Source organism: Acinetobacter sp. GG2 (assembly GCF_000292385.1).
Lineage (GTDB): Bacteria > Pseudomonadota > Gammaproteobacteria > Pseudomonadales > Moraxellaceae > Acinetobacter > Acinetobacter seifertii.
This window is the reverse complement of record NZ_ALOW01000023.1, coordinates 55,726-77,231: the sequence shown is the minus strand read 5'-3', so window position 1 is coordinate 77,231 and position 21,506 is coordinate 55,726. Positions and strand designations below refer to the sequence as shown.

14 protein-coding genes and 2 pseudogenes are annotated in these 21,506 nt (G+C 37.7%); 9 read left to right on the top strand and 7 right to left on the bottom strand.

Annotation, left to right across the window (positions count from 1 at the left end):
* The 4 genes and pseudogenes from B554_RS0103340 to B554_RS0103325 all read left to right on the top strand — a co-directional run.
* Positions 1-458 (top strand): annotated as a pseudogene (locus B554_RS0103340) (arylsulfatase); the annotation flags it as partial.
* Positions 455-1,462: a formylglycine-generating enzyme family protein gene (locus tag B554_RS0103335; RefSeq protein WP_019456974.1), complete on the top strand. Its 1,008-nt coding sequence runs from the start codon at positions 455-457 to the stop codon at positions 1,460-1,462. The pseudogene B554_RS0103340 and the gene B554_RS0103335, both read left to right, overlap by 4 nt.
* Positions 1,463-1,577: 115 nt before the next feature.
* On the top strand, positions 1,578-1,742 hold the full coding sequence (locus tag B554_RS0103330) for a hypothetical protein (protein WP_019456973.1): 165 nt from the start codon (positions 1,578-1,580) through the stop codon (positions 1,740-1,742).
* 539 nt (positions 1,743-2,281) lie between these two features.
* A complete protein-coding gene (locus B554_RS0103325; RefSeq protein ID WP_019456972.1) occupies positions 2,282-3,829 on the top strand; it encodes a hypothetical protein in 1,548 nt (515 codons plus the stop codon).
* A 46-nt stretch (positions 3,830-3,875) separates the two neighbouring features.
* On the opposite strand, the gene B554_RS0103320 is transcribed toward B554_RS0103325, so the two are convergent.
* Positions 3,876-5,210, bottom strand: a complete 1,335-nt coding sequence (locus B554_RS0103320) for a D-serine ammonia-lyase (RefSeq protein WP_019456971.1) — start codon at positions 5,208-5,210, stop codon at positions 3,876-3,878.
* A gap of 162 nt (positions 5,211-5,372) precedes the next feature.
* Positions 5,373-7,004: an inorganic phosphate transporter gene (locus tag B554_RS0103315; RefSeq protein WP_004703132.1), complete on the bottom strand. Its 1,632-nt coding sequence runs from the start codon at positions 7,002-7,004 to the stop codon at positions 5,373-5,375.
* Positions 7,005-7,469: 465 nt separating this feature from the next.
* On the opposite strand from B554_RS0103315, the gene metH reads away from it, so the two are divergent.
* Positions 7,470-11,156: a methionine synthase gene (gene metH / locus B554_RS0103305; RefSeq protein ID WP_019456969.1), complete on the top strand. Its 3,687-nt coding sequence runs from the start codon at positions 7,470-7,472 to the stop codon at positions 11,154-11,156.
* A gap of 101 nt (positions 11,157-11,257) precedes the next feature.
* Positions 11,258-11,353: pseudogene (locus tag B554_RS18450) on the top strand (LysR family transcriptional regulator); the annotation flags it as partial.
* Between the two features lie 99 nt (positions 11,354-11,452).
* Here the strand turns inward: B554_RS18450 and B554_RS0103300 are convergent.
* Together B554_RS0103300 and B554_RS0103295 are read right to left on the bottom strand one after the other, a co-directional pair.
* Positions 11,453-12,535, bottom strand: a complete 1,083-nt coding sequence (locus B554_RS0103300) for a hypothetical protein (protein WP_155757392.1) — start codon at positions 12,533-12,535, stop codon at positions 11,453-11,455.
* Between the two features lie 37 nt (positions 12,536-12,572).
* Entirely contained in the window at positions 12,573-14,138 is a 1,566-nt protein-coding gene (locus tag B554_RS0103295; RefSeq protein ID WP_019456967.1) for a DUF3696 domain-containing protein, read from the bottom strand.
* 552 nt (positions 14,139-14,690) lie between these two features.
* Here B554_RS0103295 and B554_RS0103290 point away from each other — a divergent pair.
* Positions 14,691-15,836, top strand: coding sequence for an aldose epimerase family protein (locus B554_RS0103290; RefSeq protein ID WP_019456966.1), 1,146 nt, complete (start codon positions 14,691-14,693; stop codon positions 15,834-15,836).
* A 66-nt stretch (positions 15,837-15,902) separates the two neighbouring features.
* Here B554_RS0103290 and B554_RS0103285 read toward each other — a convergent pair whose 3' ends face one another.
* Positions 15,903-17,123, bottom strand: coding sequence for an MFS transporter (locus B554_RS0103285; protein ID WP_019456965.1), 1,221 nt, complete (start codon positions 17,121-17,123; stop codon positions 15,903-15,905).
* 106 nt (positions 17,124-17,229) lie between these two features.
* Between B554_RS0103285 and B554_RS0103280 the strand changes: the two genes are divergently transcribed.
* Complete coding sequence (locus B554_RS0103280) at positions 17,230-18,018, top strand: AraC family transcriptional regulator (protein ID WP_019456964.1); 789 nt, start codon at positions 17,230-17,232, stop codon at positions 18,016-18,018.
* Here the strand turns inward: B554_RS0103280 and B554_RS0103275 are convergent.
* Complete coding sequence (locus tag B554_RS0103275; protein WP_019456963.1) at positions 17,985-19,307, bottom strand: glutaminase; 1,323 nt, start codon at positions 19,305-19,307, stop codon at positions 17,985-17,987. The genes B554_RS0103280 and B554_RS0103275 overlap by 34 nt on opposite strands.
* A 178-nt stretch (positions 19,308-19,485) precedes the next feature.
* Entirely contained in the window at positions 19,486-19,968 is a 483-nt protein-coding gene (gene def, locus B554_RS0103270; RefSeq protein ID WP_019456962.1) for a peptide deformylase, read from the bottom strand.
* Between the two features lie 234 nt (positions 19,969-20,202).
* On the opposite strand from def, the gene B554_RS0103265 reads away from it, so the two are divergent.
* Positions 20,203-21,501, top strand: coding sequence for an MFS transporter (locus B554_RS0103265; protein ID WP_019456961.1), 1,299 nt, complete (start codon positions 20,203-20,205; stop codon positions 21,499-21,501).
* The last annotated feature ends 5 nt before the right edge of the window (positions 21,502-21,506 follow it).

The window sequence follows — 21,506 nt, the reverse complement described above, 5'->3', positions numbered from 1 at the left end:
CAACCACAGCACCTGCCATTGTGAAATTACCAAACCAAAAGAAAGCTGAAGAAACCAATCATAGTTTTGCATCGGTACTCGATGTTTTTCCAACATTATTAGATTATGCTCATATTCCAGTACCTCAAGGGCAATATAAAGGCCGAACCATTAATACACCGAGCGGTTATTCTTGGAAATCTGTACTTGAAAATAAATCACAAACGATACGCCCTGCCAATTTCAGTTTTGCCGATGAACTCCATGGCAGTAAATATGCGAAACAAGGCGAATGGAAAATTGCGCTTCAAGGTCGTCCTGAATTAGGTACGAGTACTTGGGAGCTCTATAACATTGCCACTGACCGCGGTGAAAATCACAATGTTGCGCAGCTTTACCCAGCAAAAGTACAAGAGTTGCTCTCGGTTTATCAAAAATACACTGAGCAAAATGGCGTACAGGAATATAACGCCAAATGAAATTGAAACTGGTTCTAAGCACTACAATCAGCCTGCTATTCATCACAGGCTGTAGTAAGTCTGAACATAGCTCTGACACGAAAACAGTTTTACCAAAGCAAACCACCCCATCGGCTGCTTTGGGTTCTATTGAACAGTGTAAAAGCTATACAGGCCTTCCTGCAGGTTGGCTTAAAAATACAACTGCCGGAATGGTATTCATACCAGATGGACATTTTAATTTTGGCTCTGAAAAAGCTTATCCTGATGAGCTTAATTTCGGGAAAAAACAGCGCGAAGTTAAAGGTTTCTGGATTGATCAAACAGAGGTCACTGTTGCTCAGTTCTTAATTTTTGTAAAAGCCACGGGTTATATTACCGATGCTGAAAAACAAAAACAGGCTGCTGTTTTTTCACCAGACCCTCATCACCCACAGCAATGGTGGCAACTAAAGTCTGGATATACATGGAAGACCCCAAACGGCAAAAATGGCGCACTTCCCAACCCTCATGAACCTGTACGCTACGTGACAAAAAATGATGCTGAGCATTATGCAGTTTGGCTAGGACGCGATTTACCCACAGAACTTGAATGGGAATACGCAGCTAAAGCAAACTCAAAAACTAACACACCTTTACACCAAGCACCTACTGATGAACATCAGCATCCCCAAGCAAATTACTGGCAAGGTGTATTTCCTTTTGAAAATTTGAATCAAGACCATTTTACTGGTATTGCTCCTGTTGGCTGTTTTAAACCTAATGGCTTTAAACTATTCGATATGATTGGAAATGTTTGGGAATGGACATCCTCTCCCTACCAAGGCGCACATGATCAGCATATGGGTAATTATTCTGATTTAAGACAAAAAGAAATGAGCAGTACCCAATATGTCATTAAAGGAGGCTCATTTTTGTGTGCTGAAAATTATTGTTCACGTTATCGCAACAGTAGCCGTTACCCTCAAGATTTTGATTTAGCAGCTACCCACGTCGGTTTTCGAACAATTTTACGTACACCTTAACAAGTTAAAACTATTTTGTAGTATTGATATTTCTTAACCAAAAATAGATCGAAAAACGATCTAATAATTTCTATAGTAGATAGTAAAAGGGAGAATGATAAAAAGTGAGAACAATATGAAAACATTTCTAGTTTGTGCAGCTGCAATTTTCACACTATCACTATCGGCTTGTGCAGTTTACACCCCAGCTGGCAGTGTTGTGGTCGATCCAGATTCACCACATTACGGACATCCAGGAGACTTCTGTCCACCAGGACAAGCTAAGAAAGGCCGTTGCTAAAGATTTAGGTAGACTGTAACGAATTGATCTTGCCCTTTAGCAAGATGATTTACAGCTCACGTGAAGGGTTTCACCCAAAATTAGATGGGGCGAAACTAGAAAATTATGGTGCAAAAAAATCACCATATCCCCAAGATTTTTAAAAGACAATCTTACGTTGTCTTCCATCTAGTTTCACCCCAATTCTTTCTTATTCCGTTTCACTAGTCTTATCGTTTAATAAAAAAGTCTAGTTTTTCATCATCATCGTATCTTTTTTATTGATACATTTTGAACATTTTATCTTCAGTTTAGACCTGATGACTTTGCTCTGTACAAAATAATCATTTATGTAACGTAAGTCTATAAAAATGTTCTAAAAATGTGAAAAAAAATGAGGTAAAAATGAGATAGAATTATCATAAAAATTCACTCAAACCACCTCTATCACATAAATAATTTAATTTTCATTTTGTCAGTTATTGCCACTCGTTTCTTTACGTTGGCATAGATAATGTATACACCTGTATATTAATGATACCGTACAAGTGAGATATTTTATGTCCAGTCAGAGTCAAGTAGAAGGTCTACAATTTCCAATACACGCTTCAACAAAAAAGCAAAGTACTTCTCGCACAGGCCAAGAGATTTTGTCAGAAGCTTTATCTATTGTAGATAATAAAACTGCTCAACAGATTTTGACTGAAAAAAACTGGCGGAAAAATTATCCAACATACTTTAAATCGCTTGTTCAGCATGGACTTTCTAATAGCAACAATCCAATCACCATTGCAAAACAAGGGTTACATAAGGCACATCATCTTTTTGATTTTTTTAGAGATGGCAAACATTACCTTTTAAAAGATGCTCTTCGCATTCCTGCGTCTGCACCTTTAAATACAGTAAAGTTCAAAGGCGAAAGTGAATCGGCACCGGAATGGTATGTTCCATATAAAGGTCAGAAACTCAGTGGACAAAGTCTTCTTGACCAAATTCAAAAATGGGAAAATGCAGGGATTATTGAACCAAGCCATGCAAACGCATTACGTGAAGCTATGGCACATCCTGAATGGTTTGATTTATCAGATCGTACTATGGTGTTGTTTGGTGCAGCATCAGAAGCGGGTCCCTTACCTTGGCTGGCAAAATGGAAAGCTAATATTATTGCAATAGACTTACCAAATTCACGAGTGTGGGGCAAAATCTTAAATACGATTAAAAATGGAAATGCAACGCTTATTGCACCAACGATTGAATCAGTTGACTCGTCAGCAAAAGCCTCCGAGTTAAGAGATAAATTAGGTGCCAATTTACTGACTCAACTTCCAGAAATTGCACAGTGGTTAGTTCAATTTCCACAAAAGTTAGATTTAGCTGCTATTGCGTATTTAGACGGTGAAAAACATGTCCGTGTTTCAATGGCAATGGACAGCATTATGCAATATGTGAGTGAACATAAATCAGATACCAGCTTAATGTTTATGTGTACTCCAACCGATGTTTACGCAGTACCTCAAGAAGTTGCAGAAGCAGCTCAAGAGAAATTTAAATCGCGTTCACAACTACAGAAAATGGCTGCGAAAGGGGTTTCTGCTCTTTCACTTAAACGTTTTTTCCAAGCGCCTTATCAAGATTTAATTACCAGTGAGAATGGTAAAACTTATGGCATTGCAGACTGCTTAGTAGTTGAACAAGGACCAAACTATGCTTTGGCAAAACGCATTCAACAATGGCGTGCAACACTTGCTCGTCATCAAGGCCAACGTGTAAGTATTAATATTGCTCCGTCTACCACAACTCACTCGGTGACCAAAAACCCACTACTTAAAGCAGCATTTAATGGTGCTGAACTTTTTGATGTCGAAGCATTCAGCCCTGAAACGACCAATGCGATTATGGCAGCGCTATGGATTCATGACTTAAGAAGTGAGTCCTCTGTAGCAAACCCAGAAACTGTACTTGATCATCCTCTAGAATTAATGATGGAAGGTGCCAATCACGGTGGTCTATGGCGTGTGGCTTATTTAGCCCGTACAGCTCTCCCTTTTGCTGCTATTTACGGTTTTGCAGCAGAGAAACTTCCTTTTAAGAAATTCTCTAAAAAATAATGAAATTAAAAGCCCAATTTTCGAATTGGGCTTTTTTTAACTTCAGTTATTTGTTTTGACTATGTGTCAAATATTTTTGCATTTCATCCGGTGGCACCATACCGCCACCAGTTGCCCAAACCACATGTGTTGCCTGCTTTAACTTCTCTGCAGACAATTGATGCAAAGCTAAATAATCAGGAGTAGTTTGCACATAATATGACCCCATCATGCCAGCCGCTGCTGAGGGCTCAACTTGAATATTTTCCGTTTGATTTAAAAGTGCAATCAACTCATATAAACGTTCATCATGAATCGTGTAGTAACCATCAATTAACTGTTCCATAGCTCGCCCTACGAATCCAGAAGCACGACCAACAGCTAACCCATCTGCAGCAGTAATGTTATCTAAACCAATATCATTTACTGAAATCTCATCGTGCAGTCCTGTATGCACACCCAATAACATACAAGGTGAATGCGTGGGTTCTGCAAAGATACAATGTACATGCTCGCCAAAAGCAAGTTTAAGCCCAAAACTCACGCCACCGGGACCACCACCTACGCCACAAGGTAAATAAACAAACAATGGATGTTCAGCATCGACTTTAATCTGCTTTTGCTCACACTGCTGTTTTAAACGTACCCCCGCAACGGCATAACCTAAAAATAATGTTATTGAATTTTCATCGTCAATAAAAAAGCAATTTGGATCTTGTTCTGCAGCTTTACGTCCCTGCTCTACAGCAACCCCATAATCACTGTCATATTCAACCACGTTAACACCCAATGAACGCAATTTATCCTTTTTCCATTGCCTTGCATCAGCAGACATATGCACCGTCACTCTAAAGCCGAGCTTCGCACTCATAATACCAATAGATAAACCAAGATTACCTGTAGAGCCTACTGCAATTTGATATTTGGAAAAAAATGTCCGAAATGCATCTTGGTCGAGTTTACTGTAATCGTCTTCTAACTTAAGAAGCCCTGCCTCAATTGCTAGTTTTTCAGCATGAGCCAAGACTTCATAAATACCACCACGTGCTTTAATTGAACCTGAAATCGGTAAATGACTATCTTTTTTAAGCCAAAGGCTGCCTCTAAGTTCCTTTTGCTCTTTTACAGATAGGGCTTGCTGCATATTTGCAATTTCAACTAACTCGGATTCAATTTTTCCGTGTTGCGTTTGAGTTTCAGGAAAAACTTTTGCCAAGTAAGGAGCAAAACGGTCTAGCCTAGCCTCGGCGTCTTTTACATCTTGCTCGCTAAGACCAACTTTCGCGAGTGCATCTTTTAAAGGATAACGATTCGGGTTAAACCAAAATGTTTCTTGGTAATCTTGTAATGTTTGAATGAGTGGGAATTGTTGTTTTAGCTGATCAAGTTGAACCGTTTTCATCCTATATCCTTTTATCAATTTTTTGAGCTAGTCACACAGCAATAAGTATTTGCAATAATCATTCATTCTTTACTGAATTTATCTAAAAAAAGCGATCTTTTTTTAGATATGCCAATAAAAAAGCCACTAATCATAGTGGCTTTTTAGATTTAAACAGACAACTTAAATGAACTTTAAGAACAACCAATATAAACCACCAGACAAACAGATAGTCGCAGGTAAAGTAAATATCCAAGCTGATAAGATTGTTTTAACAGTATTAAAGTTTAGACCAGATTTATTTGCAACCATGGTACCTGCAACAGCACTGTTTAAAACATGTGTAGTTGAAACTGGCATACCTAAACCATCTGCTGCTGCAATTGTACTCATTGCAATAAGCTCAGCAGACATACCTTGACCATAAGTCATATGGTTCTTACCAATACGCTCACCTACAGTTACCACAATGCGTTTCCAACCGACCATAGTGCCAAGACCAAGTGCTAATGCAACGGCAACTTTCACCCAGTTTGGAATGTACTGTAAGAATGAATCCAAGCTACCACGATAATCTTTCACAAGCTTTTTCTGTGAATCATCCATTTTTGGTAAAGCATCTGCTTTGTCCAAACGTTTAAACGTGGTTGTGCTTAAATACATGTCATTACGAATTTCACTAATCGCAGCTTCAGGAATATCCTTTAAGTCGCGATAACTAGAAACACGAGCACCTAAGTGGTCAGTCATACTTGCCAATGCAGGTACAACTTCAGGTGTTTGTTGCTTGGTTTGAATATATTTAGTTAAAACTTCACGCGCTTTTTCATCAGTCAATTCTTGCTGATTATGGTTTAACAAAACAGCAGTTTGAGAAGAAAGCTGGTGGAATGATTGAACCTGTTGTGTATCGAGGTTTTTATTGATTGAATAAGCTAATGGTACTAAACCAACCAAAATGAGCATGATGAGTCCCATACCTTTTTGGCCGTCATTTGAACCGTGTGCAAAACTTACACCTGTACAGGTAAAGATTAAAATTGCACGAATGATTGCTGGTGGTGGCTTATTACCTTCAGGTGGCTGAAATAATTCTAATTGGCGCTTAAAAATAGTTTTAACCAACAAGAATAAGATTGCTGCAAAAGCAAAACCAATTAAAGGTGAAAATAATAATGCCTTACCTACTTTAATCACCTGATCCATATCTACACCACTAGTCGTTACGCCAGTCGATGCACTCAATAGATGGTTCATAATACCCACGCCCAAGATTGAACCAATCAAGGTGTGAGAGCTAGAAGCTGGGATTCCTAAGAACCAAGTACCAAGGTTCCAAAGAATTGCAGCGATTAACAATGCAAAAACCATTGCAAAGCCAGCACCGCTACCCATATTCATGATAAGTTCAACAGGAAGCAATGCAATGATGCCATAAGCAACAGCACCACTTGCGACCATTACCCCAAGGAAATTACAAAAACCAGCCCACATGACTGCAACTGGTGCCGGCAATGCATTTGTATAAATGACCGTTGCAACTGCATTGGCAGTATCGTGGAAACCATTTACAAATTCAAAGCCCAATGCAATGAAAAGCGCAGTAGATAAAAGAATAACCGAATAAAGGCTCAAAGGTGGAACATGCGCTAAATCAGCACTAACCTGAAACCCAATATAAATAAGTGTTGCAACAATAATCGTCAGAAACACCGGCATAAAAAATTTCGGTGTTGGGACGTGTACATTCGTCGATTTTGCTTGCAGGTTTGCCGCAAGTTTTGAATCCGAAACAGGGGGTAGATTAGAATTCATGCAGACGGTAAGAGGATAATAAAATCCTCTGTATTCTTAAATTAAATTATGACAATTATATGACAAAGAGCCGCCTGATGAAGTCAATTTTTTATATTTTGACCTCATTTGATGCACCTTTCCTCGCTATTTTTTATTTTTTTATTAAAATACAATAACTTAAATCATTATTTACAAGCTCCTTTTGTGCTTATTTTTACAGCAAAAAAATAAATAAAATGACCCATATGTTTATTTTTCATACAAAGCAACTGTAATATTTCGGCATATTGGACATGAAATATTTCAATATCATGATCATTTGATGAATATTTCATGAAAATTATTTTGCTTTTGTCATAAAACCGACTCTTTTTACTAATTTTTTACTCATCGACTCGTGACCTTCGTAGGTCATCATTTGTGCTGCTATTCTGTTACAATAGCGCCGCATTTTTAAATTCATATAAAAGATCGGGGTTTTCTATGTCTACGCTTGCCACCCTAAAAGCGCTTCTTGCTAAACGCATTCTGATTATTGATGGTGCCATGGGAACGATGATCCAGCGCCATAAGTTAGAAGAAGCCGACTACCGTGGTGAGCGTTTTGCCGATTGGGCACATGACTTAAAAGGCAACAACGACCTTTTAGTTTTGACACAACCTCAAATCATTCAAGGCATTCATGAAGCTTATCTTGATGCTGGTGCAGACATTATTGAAACCAACAGCTTTAACGGTACGCGTGTTTCAATGTCTGACTACCACATGGAAGATCTTGTTCCAGAGATTAACCGTGAAGCAGCACGTTTAGCCAAAGCAGCTTGTGAAAAGTATTCAACTCCAGACAAGCCGCGTTTTGTAGCAGGTGTACTTGGGCCAACTTCGCGTACTTGTTCAATTTCACCAAATGTAAATGACCCTGCTTTTCGTAACATTACCTTTGATGAGCTAAAAGAAAACTATATTGAAGCGACTCATGCGCTGATTGAAGGCGGTGCAGATATCATTCTGATTGAAACCGTATTTGATACCTTAAACTGTAAAGCTGCGATTTTTGCGGTAAAAGAAGTCTTTAAACAAATTGGTCATGAATTACCAATTATGATTTCAGGGACCATTACCGATGCATCGGGTCGTACCTTAACAGGTCAAACTGCCGAAGCGTTCTGGAACTCTGTACGTCATGGTGACTTACTATCGATTGGTTTTAACTGTGCGCTTGGTGCAGATGCAATGCGTCCTCACGTAAAAACCATTTCCGATGTCGCAGATACGTTTGTTTCAGCACACCCAAATGCGGGCTTACCAAACGCTTTTGGTGAATATGATGAAACACCAGAACAAACTGCTGCATTCTTAAAAGAATTTGCAGAAAGCGGCTTAATTAATATTACGGGTGGTTGCTGTGGTACCACACCTGATCATATTCGCGCCATTGCCAATGCAGTAAAAGACATTGCACCTCGCCAAGTACCTGAAACAGTTCCTGCTTGTCGTTTGAGTGGTTTAGAGCCATTTAATATTTATGATGACTCACTTTTCGTGAACGTGGGTGAACGTACTAACGTTACAGGTTCTAAAAAATTCTTACGCCTCATTCGTGAAGAAAACTTTGCCGAAGCTTTAGAAGTTGCACAGCAGCAAGTTGAAGCTGGCGCACAGATTATCGACATTAACATGGATGAAGGGATGCTCGATTCGCAAAATGCGATGGTGCATTTCTTAAACCTTGTAGCTTCTGAACCAGATATTTCTCGTGTACCGATCATGATTGACTCATCAAAATGGGAAATCATTGAAGCTGGCTTAAAATGCGTACAAGGTAAACCCGTTGTTAACTCGATTTCATTAAAAGAAGGTTATGACGAGTTTGTCGAAAAAGCTCGCCTGTGCCGTCAATATGGTGCTGCCATTATTGTGATGGCCTTTGATGAAACAGGTCAGGCCGACACTGCTGAACGTAAACGTGAAATCTGTAAACGTTCTTATGATGTTTTGGTTAATGATGTCGGCTTCCCTGCTGAAGATATTATTTTTGACCCGAACGTGTTTGCAGTGGCAACAGGGATTGAAGAACACAACAACTATGGCGTCGATTTCATTCAGGCTACAGGTTGGATTAAACAAAACTTACCGCATGCCATGATTTCTGGTGGCGTGTCGAACGTTTCATTCTCGTTCCGCGGTAACGAGCCTGTTCGTGAAGCCATTCACTCTGTGTTCTTGTACCATGCCATCAAGCAAGGCATGACCATGGGTATTGTGAATGCCGGTCAAATGGCAATTTATGATGATATTCCAGCCGAGCTAAAAGAAGCTGTTGAAGATGTCATCTTGAACCAAAACCAAGGTGAATCTGGTCAAGCTGCGACTGAGAAACTGCTTGAAGTAGCTGAAAAATACCGCGGACAAGGCGGTGCTGCCAAAGAAGCCGAGAACCTTGAATGGCGTAATGAGTCAGTCGAAAAACGTCTTGAATATGCGTTGGTTAAAGGTATTACCACTTACATTGATCAAGATACAGAAGAAGCTCGCCTCAAAGCAAAACGTCCTTTAGATGTAATCGAAGGCGCTTTGATGGATGGTATGAACGTGGTTGGTGACTTGTTCGGTTCAGGCAAAATGTTCTTACCTCAGGTTGTGAAATCTGCACGTGTTATGAAGCAAGCTGTGGCTTGGCTCAACCCATACATTGAAGCTGAAAAAACAGGCAGCCAATCTAAAGGTAAAGTCCTCATGGCAACTGTTAAGGGCGACGTACACGATATTGGTAAGAATATTGTTGGCGTAGTACTTGGCTGTAATGGTTACGACATTGTTGACCTTGGCGTGATGGTACCATGCGAGAAGATATTACAAACCGCAATTGATGAAAAATGTGACATCATTGGGTTGTCTGGTCTGATTACTCCATCTTTAGATGAGATGGTATTTGTTGCGAAAGAAATGCAGCGTAAGGGTTTTAACATTCCTTTATTGATTGGTGGCGCGACTACTTCTAAAGCACACACAGCAGTAAAAATTGACCCTCAGTATCAAAACGATGCAGTGATTTATGTTGCCGATGCTTCACGTGCTGTAGGTGTTGCAACCACTCTCCTTTCAAAAGAAATGCGTGGAAACTTTATTGCAGAGCATCGTGCTGAATATACCAAGATCCGTGAGCGCTTAGCCAACAAACAACCAAAAGCTGCAAAATTGACTTATAAAGAGTCGGTTGAGAATGGTTTTAAAATTGAAGAAAGCTATGTACCGCCAAAACCAAATCTTTTGGGAACACAAGTCCTCACCAACTACCCGCTTGCGACACTCGTAGATTATTTTGATTGGACACCATTCTTCATTTCTTGGAGCTTGGCAGGTAAATTCCCGAAAATTTTAGAAGATGAAGTGGTGGGTGAAGCGGCAACTGACCTTTACAACCAAGCACAAGCGATGTTGAAAGATATTATCGACAACAACCGTTTTGATGCTCGTGCTGTATTTGGTATGTTCCCAGCACAGCGCACTGACGCAGACACCGTCAGCGTATTTGATGAAGCTGGTCAAAATGTTACACATACTTTTGAGCACTTACGTCAGCAATCTGACAAAGTGGCAGGTAAACCAAACTTGTCTTTGGCAGATTACATTCGTACTGACCGTGAGCAACAAGACTACTTAGGCGGATTCACTGTATCGATTTTTGGTGCAGAAGAATTGGCAAATGAATACAAAGCAAAAGGTGATGACTACTCTGCAATTTTAGTGCAGTCATTAGCCGACCGTTTTGCTGAAGCTTTTGCTGAACACTTACATGAACGTATTCGTAAAGAGTTCTGGGGTTATAAAGCTGATGAACAGCTTAGTAACGAAGAACTGATTAAAGAGAAATACGTCGGTATTCGCCCTGCACCGGGCTACCCTGCTTGCCCTGAGCACTCTGAAAAGGCAGTGTTGTTTGACTGGTTAGGTTCTACAGATAAAATCGGTACTAAACTGACTGAACACTTTGCAATGATGCCACCATCTTCGGTAAGTGGTTTCTATTATTCTCATCCACAAAGTGAATACTTTAATGTGGGCAAAATCTCTCAAGACCAACTTGAAGATTATGCAAAACGTAAAGGTTGGACACTTGATGAAGCGAAACGCTGGTTAGCGCCGAATTTAGATGATTCGATTGTTTAAATTTATAAATAAACCTAATCAAAAAATAGGACATGAAGAAAATCCTCTCATGTCCTGATTGGTTTTAGAAATTGACACAAATAAAGAAGTTTTAAAGATAAATTTCTGCTCATCATTTGGTTTACCCAAGAACCCATCAATTTATTCCTAAAATTGAGCTGTTTTTAAATTGGATTTATGATGAGTTAGTAGATTGAAAAAGTGATTATATAAATAAAATAATACTTAACTTAATTTTCAATAAATTAAGTATCACTTTTTAAATTATAAATAAACTACTTAAACTTCAAGCTCATTTATATTCGTCCTTTTTTCATACCAGATGCTAACCAAAAAAGTTTTTCCCCATGGGTAAGCCAAGCTTGAGCATCATTATCATTCTTGATGACTTCATGGACCTTTTTAGGTTTTCTATCAAACTTAAAATCTAACCAATCCAAGACGTTTGCTGCTAGACTTTTAGATATATGAGGAATAATAATATCAGTATCTTTTAGATTATTTTTTTCCACCTCCAAAAGTCCAGCCGAATCTAATTTTTCAATAGTAGCTTGCCAAAAATCTTTTGAAATTGTACATGTAATATTTTTAATATCTTTAAATAAGATACCTTCTTTAAAATCATAATACTTAATAATATCTCGATCAATTTCATTAATTGTCTTTATTTTTAAGAATAAAGATATAACATCTGGGTTGTTTTGATAAGTTAAAATTTCATCTATAAAATAAAAAGGTAGATCATTTTCTATTTCTCGTCCTTCCGTATGGAAGAAGAAACAAGGAAAATCAGATTGATTACTTATTTCCTTACAATCTTTAGTTACACTTCCAAACTCAGATTTTAATGAAAATCGATCACTATCACAAAAGCAAACGAGTATTTTTTCCTTAGCATCAATTTTTGTATTTATAATCTTTTTAATATTAGCTCCCCCACCATTTGAAGGAACTACAGAAATATTAAAATTCTTTAAATTACTATGAAGTGATTGATAATGTTTAATAGCATGAATTAACAATTTAGCATCACTTTCATCTTCCGCTAACAATTCTAAACCAGAAAAGTTTCCATAATTAAAACTACTAAGCGGAATTACCCAATTATTACCATCTTTGTAAAAAGTACTCGCTAAACCCGATAGACATATTTTACAATCAACACCATCATAAAGAGGATAATACTCATTATTAAAATCAATTATTTGTTTTAATTTCTGAAGTGTAGCTTTACCAAACACATCTAAACTTTGAAGATATTTAAATGTACTACGCTTTGCATCAATAATATTACACCCTTCATATGCAGTATTAATTAAATTCTCAATACTACTTATTACTTCCAAATTTTGAAAATCCAAAGACTCAACATCATCCATTATATATATATACATTGCAATTTACTTTAAAATTTAATCAAGGTTGAAAGAAACCAATTGGCCAATTTTGAAGTCTTCCTTCATCATTAAACATTGCTTGACTAATATTAGTCTCCCCATTTTTCTCTTCAAAAATAAGCACTTGAATATCATCTTTAGTAATATTACTATTTTCATCTTCAATTAATTCACCAAATCTATAAATTAGATGAGGACTATGAGTTTCTATTATTAGATTTAATTTATTTTTATCTATAACCTTATCAATAACATCAGCTATTTTGGCTTGATATGCTGGATGTAAATGTAGTTCAGGTTGTTCAACTACGAAAAAATTATTATTTGTTCTATTACCAAAAAAAGAAAAGTTATTTTGTCTACTTATTCTTCTTCTATTATTACAATCCCATAGCTGTATAATAAAAGGAAGAATTTGGGAATAACCTACACCTAAATCTGCAATATTTGTATCTTCTTTTAACTCTGGTGATTTTATAGTAAGCGCTAAATGTCCACTCTCTCTGCGAACATTTAGTTCAATATTAAAGTTTTCAACAAGCAAATTACTTAAATTTGTTCGTTCCGAAGTACTTAAACTATCTAAGAACATAGCAATATTTGACCCTTTTGAGTCAATTTCATTAATTGCTAACTCCTGACGACGATAATATCTTTGAGCTGTTGCACGTAGAGGTTCTAAATATCTTACCTGACTAAATGTAGATGCTAATATATTATCTATAAACAAAGTAATAGACTCATATACCATTAAATAGTAATAATCTACTATTTCTTTAAATACAAAATCATTAATACCACTTTTTGTTATTTTTTTTGCTACACTAGAAATTATTTCCTGTTTAGATAAAAAGTTAAAAATATCGCTCGAAGAAGAAAAAGGTATACTTTTCATTAATAACATTATAGTTTCATCTTTCACGTTATTACGACATAAACTTCGAAGTTTATTTACAAGCATTTCTTCAAAAAACTTAGAATTATTTATATATTCAACTCTTTTATCTTTAATTTTATATTGTTTTAGTAAAACTAAAGTTGGTAAAAATTTTCTTTGCTCAACTTTATATGATAAGCCCTTTTCTTTAAAATATTCTTTATCAAACTCCGTCTCTCCTATAGCTATTTTATCAAATTCTTGATTAGAATTTAAATCTATTACTACTTCTCGATCAAAAAATTTTAATTTCAATTTAGAAGCATAACTTGATTTATTGTACTCTTTCATTTGAATTGATATTTCTATATCAACACTTCCATCCATAGAAACTTCAGCAAAGTAGCTTAGATTTGAATCAACATTTAATTTGAAAGAAAAATCAATATAATTTGTTTCTTCATTTTTTGCAGCATCTCGGTTTATTGATGTACCAAAATCACCATAGTCAACTAAGTTACCATACCAAAGAATTGGTGTTCTCGTTTCTTTTTCACAACTTTGACGTAAGAGTGGAAATGTTCTTAAGAAAGTACTTTTACCTACACTATTTTTTCCTACTAGAATAGTAATTGGCTTTAAATTTATTTCTTTAGTATCTTTGAGACTTCTAAGATTTCTTAATCGTATAGATTTTATATCAAACATTTTTTACCCCTAACATTCAAGTTTTTATGATAAATTAAAAAAATTATTTCAACAATCTATACTTAAAAAATAGACATAATTACTATAAGTAAAAACTAGAATTAATCTTTACTATAATACATTTTTCACTAAGACAAATTAAGTAGCCTTAATGAATTATATATATTCTTCACCGTTCAACTTAGCCACTCTAAGATTAGAAAATCTATAAATACAAATAAAAATCCTTCACCTATTTAGGTCTGAAAGATTTAAAAGAACAGAATAAAAATTTCTATTTAACTTTTTTATTCGGTAAAAAGCAGTTTCCGAACCAAGTAGGATTTATAAAAGAGTATCTATCAATTTTTACCATAAAAATAGCTTGCCATTAAAGAGTGTTAAAAAATTAAATTCTTTATCACCCTAATTTTTTTCAGCTCAGTTTGTTCAATGCTTAGTGTTAACAGGGCTAATCACCATTAACACTATATATAATAAAAACCTCTTTAAAAAGATGAAAAATCAATCTTATATTCATCCAGTCCAATTATTAAAAAATAGAGTATAAGCATGAAAAAATTAGTAATTTTAGGTATTACGATTTATAGCTTTGCACAACTTACCAATGCAGCCACATTAAATGTAAAACCCTATGGTACGACTCAAGACGGCCAAAAAGTTGATTTATACACCATGAGCAATAACAAAGGAGTTTCAGTTTCTTTTATTAGTTATGGTGGTGTAATTACCCAGATTTTGACTCCCGATGCACAAGGTAAACAAAATAATATCGTTTTGGGCTTCGATGACCTAAAAGGCTATGAAGTCACTGATACCAAGGAAGGCATTCATTTTGGTGGATTGATTGGTCGTTATGCAAACCGTATTGGCAACGCTAAATTTAGCTTAGATGGAAAAACATATAATCTTGAAAATAATAATGGTCCGAATTCATTACATAGTGGTAATCCGGGTTTTGATAAACGTGTTTGGCAAGTTAAACCCCTCGTTTCCAAAGGTGAAACCGTTAAAGCTTCGCTTAAGTTAACCAGTCCAAATGGTGATCAAGGTTTTCCCGGAAAATTAGATGTGGAAGTAATTTACAGTCTTTCAGATCAAAATGAATTCAAAATTGAATATAAAGCCAAAACTGATCAACCGACAGTCGTCAATCTCACGAATCACAGTTATTTCAACTTGTCAGGTGCTGGCAACAACCCTTATGGTGTGCTCGATCATGTGGTACAACTCAATGCAGACCGTGTATTGGTAACCGATCAAAACTCTTTACCAACAGGTGAAATTGCTTCAGTTGCAGGTACGCCTTTTGACTTTCGGAAGCCTAAAGCAATTGTGAAAGATATTCGAGCGAATCATCAGCAATTGGCCTATGGATATGGCTATGACCAAACTTGGGTACTTAATCAAAAGTCTCAAGAAAAGTTAAATCTTGCAGCTCATGTTTTTGATCCGAAATCTAGACGGACACTGCAACTCTTAACTACTGAACCAAGTGTTCAAATGTATACAGCTAATCATTTACTAGGAAATGTTGCTGGTGCAAATGGCGTACTCTATCGACAAGCAGATGCGCTAGCATTAGAAACACAGCATTTTCCAGATAGTCCGAATCAACCATCTTTCCCTTCTACACGTTTGAACCCAAATCAAACTCATAACAGTGTCACCGTATTTAAGTTTGGTATTCAAAAATAGTCTTTTTAATTGGAACTATAGTTATCTAAAAAACTCTCAGCCGAATATGACTGAGAGTCTTTTCATTTATTTAACTTTTGTGTTGGGTAAAAATGCGGTGGCAAATCCAAGTAATGGTAAGAATGAACATAAACCAAATACCCATTCAATGCCGTTAATATCTGCTAAATGCCCTAACCCAGCTGCGGCAATACCGCTTACCCCAAACATAAGACCAAACATTAAACCTGCAATCATGCCGACACGGCCCGGAACAGCTTCTTGCGCATACACTACCATCGCTGCAAAGGCCGATGACAATACCAAACCTGCAATAATTGAGAAAACTGTTGTCCAGAATAAGTTTGCATACGGCATCATTAATGCGAATGGCGCCATACCAACAAATGAAACCCAGATCACCGCTTTACGGCCAATTTTGTCACCAATTGGGCCACCTGCAAATGTACCTAAAGCAACGGCTGCCAAGAATGCAAACAAATGCAACTGAGCGGTCTGAATACTAATATGGAACTTTTGAATTAAGTAAAAGGTAAAGTAGTTACTAATGCTCGCAATGTAGGTAAATTTAGCAAACATCAACACACTAATTGTGCTCAAAGCAATAATGAGCTTACGGCCATGCAATTTACTCTGTGCTTGAGTAACACGTGCAACCACCTGACTTTTAGCATGACTTACCGTCCAACGGCTTACACCAAATAAAACCCAAATCGCCAAAAGTGCAAATATCACTAAACCCGCAACAGCATGCTGCCCAAATGGAACAATCAATAACGCTGCTAACAATGGGCCAATGGCTGTACCCGTGTTTCCGCCCACCTGAAAAGTCGATTGAGCCGTACCAAAGCGCCCACCCGATGCCATTCGTGCCACCCGTGAAGCTTCAGGATGAAATGTTGCAGACCCGACCCCAATCAGAGCAGATGCACATAACAACACAGCAAAACTAGGTGAAAATGCCAACAAAATAATGCCGCAGAATGTGACCATCATGCCGAGAGGGAGAAGATATGGTTTTGGATGTTTATCGGTATAAAGTCCAATCCAAGGCTGGAGCAGTGAACCTGTAATTTGATATACAAACGAAATCAGGCCAACCTCCGCAAAACTCAGCGAAAAGTTTGCTTTTAGCATTGGATAAATAGCGGGTAGCACTGCTTGAATCAAATCATTCAGTAAATGTGCGACTGCCACAGCGCCTACAATTTTAATAATCATTCCTTGAGGCTGATCATTTGCAACGGTATTGGCAATACCATCTTTCAATTGTATTGAAGACGTCATACCTGAAAAACTCCAATATTTTTAAATGAGATGCTTATTGTAAATTGTCGCTTATAAAGTTATCTTCCAATAATCATCGTATAAGTGACAATTTTTAGGATAGTTTATGTCCGATTCTCTTATTCAGTCTGATTTGTCTGAACTTGTGATTGGGCTATCTTCTGAGCATTCTTACCGAGAAATCACGCCTACCCATACACATACACGTGCGCAGTTTTTGTATGCATCCACAGGAACTATTCAGGTGTTTACGCCTAATCATGTCTGGATTGTGCCGCCCATGTGTGCATTATGGATTCCTGCCCATGTAGAGCACAGCGTGATTTCACTGAGTCACGTAAAGTTAAATACGGCGTTGGTTGAAGTAAATGCAGCCGCTCTAATGGGTCAGCATTGCTTTATTATTCGAGTAAGCAACTTGTTGCATGAGCTTTTGATTCGTTTAAATGAAATTGAACGGGAAGACACGCCAAATACAGCGACCTCTCAAGAACTTTCCCGATCTTTACAAATTTTGATTTTTGAAGAAATCCATCGTGCCAATTTGTTGCCTATTCAAATTCCGTGGCCGAAAGACAAACGGTTATCAAAAATTTGCCAAGAGTTATTACATACTCCTGACCATTCAAAAGATTTGACAGATTGGGCTGATGAAATTGGTGCGAGTTCCAGAACTCTAATGCGTATGTTCCAAAAAGAAACAGGGCTGTCGTATCGGGCATGGTTGCAACAAATGCATATTGCACTTGCGTTAAGTAAAATTGCGAATGGTGAATCTATTGCTCAAATTTCAGAGTCGCTGGGGTACACAAACCCCAGCGCGTTCAGTGCGATGTTTAAGCGACACCTAGGAAAAACACCTCAGCAGTTTAGAAGTGCCGCGATGTCGCTATAAGTCTTTTTTTTAGTGCGGATCTCATGCTTTTCGAGTAAATCATCAAAATCATGATAAACATGCAGCTCACGATCTTTAGCTGTTCTGGCATGATCTAAGCGCTGTTCAGGGTCGACTAAAACAAGAGTATGGCCATCATCAATCAGACGATCTACCCCTTCTAAGAACATGCGTTTACCCACATCGTGGATAAGTGAAATCTGAGTTAAATCAATAACAATTGTGCTTTGGTCAATGGTCTCATCTTGCAAAATACGCAACAACATTTCAGCTTCAGTAAATTTCAATACGCCACGAAGCACATACACACTTAATGATGCGTCTTTTCCTGTGCGATAATGACTTTGTACAATCGTTTGTGCAGAAGGTGTACCTTCCATGAGATGTAATCCCATGTCACGAGATAATCGCTCTAAAATATCGATACCTCGAATACTATGCCCATGCTCATCTAAACGAGGTGAAAAAGCAGCAATACTGACCTGACCCGGCAGCACACCTAAAATACCGCCTGCTACACCACTCTTAGCAGGAATACCTACAGTCGACAGCCAGTCACCTGCGGCATCATACATACCACAGCTCATCATGACACTGAGCACTTGTCTAACCACAGACCGGTTTAATAAGCGCTTTCCAGTTTTAGGGTCGACCCCACCATTGGCAAGTACACTGCCCATACGTACCAAGTCTTTAACTGTAACCATGATCGCACATTGGCGAATATAGCCATTCACGATATCTACAGGGTCAGTTTCCAAAATTCCGACAGTTCGCAACATATAACCAATCGAAAGATTACGGTAGGCTGTTTTGACTTCCGAATCATAAACAGACTCATCAAAACTTAATTCACGTCCTGCAAGCTCGCTCATAAAACGGCGTAGAATTTCTGCACTATGTAAACCATGCTTGACCTGAATCAAGGAATGTACAGTAATTGCGCCAGAGTTAATCATCGGGTTTTTCGGACGTCCGTCTTTACCTAATGAAATTTCATTGAAGGCTTCCCCCGAAGGTTCTACCCCTACCTTCGTAAGTACTGCATCAATGCCAAGTTGTTGTAAAACATAGGCATATACAAAAGGTTTAGAAATCGACTGTATGGTGAATTCGACATCATCATCTCCAACCGAATAAATTTCGCCATCTACCGTAGACATTGCTAAAGCTAATCGATCTGGGTTTGCATTTGCCAACTCAGGAATATAATCGGCGAGATGACCACTGTTGTCGATGTCACAGGCTTCTATAACATTTGCCAAATATTCTGGGAGAGGGGTTTTCATGGTCAGTAACCTTAAATGAGGAGATTCACAACATCGCGCAAAATTTCAGCACAACCTGCTGATAATATTAAAATTATATCTTTTGTAATGATTTAAATATCACGCTATAAGTATTGTAATTGCTATGTCTTATTCATTTCAAGCTCATTATAGATTTTTCAAAACTTTAAACTGAAGATTAGCTTATTCTTTCTACAAATAAGATTCCATTTAAATGATCGACTTCATGTTGAACAATGCGAGCTGGAAAACCATGAAAAATTGTTTCAACAGCCTCCCCCTGAAGCGTTAAGTATTTGACCTTGACCATTTCTGCACGCACAACTTGTCCACGCTCATCTGGCACACTTAAACAACCTTCTTCACCCAAAAGCGTTTCACTCGAAAATTCTAAAATTTCAGGATTTACCATCACCACAGCATCCATTTCAGGTGCATCGGGATAACGTGGATTTGGACGAGATGCCACAATAATGACGCGTTTAGAGATATAAACTTGCGGTGCAGCAATCCCCACCCCATTGCGTTCAAGCATGGTTGCTTGCATAGCAGCAGCAAGCTGATAAAGCCAATCACTGTTTAACTCATTTGCCGAGATAGGAGCAGCAATCAACTTCAAAATATCTTCACCACGTTTTGCGACTGGTAAAACTACGCTCATCCTTTGAATCTCTCATTAAACTGGCTATGACAAATTTTATTGTGTCGCTGAACAGCTCAAAAGAAAAGTCATTCCTACATCTGTTTTTGTTTCATCTAATGCATTTTTTGTTTTAAAGCTTTTATATTACTTAGCCTAGTCCGTACTTGAACAATAGAACAAATTTCCTCCATTTACTTTTACTTCACTTTTCCATTAATATCCAAACTTCAATTACAACAATTAAGTAAAAAAATGGATCAGGACTTAACTTTGCAGGATGCGAACTATCTTAATAAAGAAGATAAACGAACGCTGGCCCTTTCTTCATTGGGTGGCGCTTTAGAGTTTTATGATTTTGTGATTTATGTCTTTTACGCCAAAATCATTTCTGACCTGTTTTTCCCAAGTACGCTCAGTCCATTTTGGGCCATGCTTAACACTTACGGCATTTTCGCAGCAGGTTACTTTTTTAGGCCTTTGGGTGGGGTGGTTATGGCCCATTTTGGTGACTTAGTCGGGCGTAAAAAACTGTTTTCACTTTCTATTTTGCTAATGGCGCTGCCTACCCTGTTTATCGGGATATTGCCCACCTTTGAAAATATTGGATATTTGGCACCGCTACTTTTATTGCTTATGCGAGTGGTACAAGGGATTGCGATTGGGGGTGAAATTCCAGCTGCATGGACATTTGTGTCTGAACATGTACCTGAAAGAAAAATTGGTCTGGCAAATGGTTTACTCACTGCCGGACTGTCTCTAGGAATTTTACTAGGCGCACTGATGTCTTTATGGATTTCACTGAATTTTAGTGAAGGACAAATCCATGACTGGGCTTGGCGTATACCCTTTATTGCAGGCGGTATTTTTGGTCTGGTTGCACTTTATTTAAGGACCTATTTAAAAGAAACCCCAGTGTTTAAAGCTATGCAGGTACGTAAAGAAATTTCAAAAGAAATGCCTGTGAAGCAAGTCTTAAAAACGCATAAAACAGCCGTTGCGATTGGTATGTTATTTACGTGGTTTTTAACTGGCTGTGTGGTGGTGGTGATTTTAGCCATGCCGAATTTATTGATTGGTTCATTTGGCTTTGAGCGCGCACAGACTTTTGAAATGCAAAGTGCAGCCATTGTCATGCAAATGGTCGGTTGTATTTTAGCAGGCTATTTTGCTGACCGTTTTGGCTGTGGCAAAGTGATGATGGTCGGTGCACTTGCAGTAGCACTCACAGCAGCAGTTTTTTATAACAGTTTAGGACATGCTGCCCATTCAACCATTTTTGGTTTATATATGTTGTTGGGCCTATGCTCAGGTACGGTTGGCATGGTGTCGAGCAGTATGGTCAAAATGTTCCCCGCGCCTGTGCGCTTCTCGGGCATTTCATTTTCTTATAATTTGTCATATGCGATTGTTGGCGGTATGACACTGCCTCTCGTTCATTGGCTCAGTCAATATAGTGATATTGGTGCGATGTATTATATTTTCGCGCTGACTATTTTGGCCTTTGTAACTGCCTTTGTGTTTTGGAATAAGTTTGAAAAAAACAGGTATTAAACACT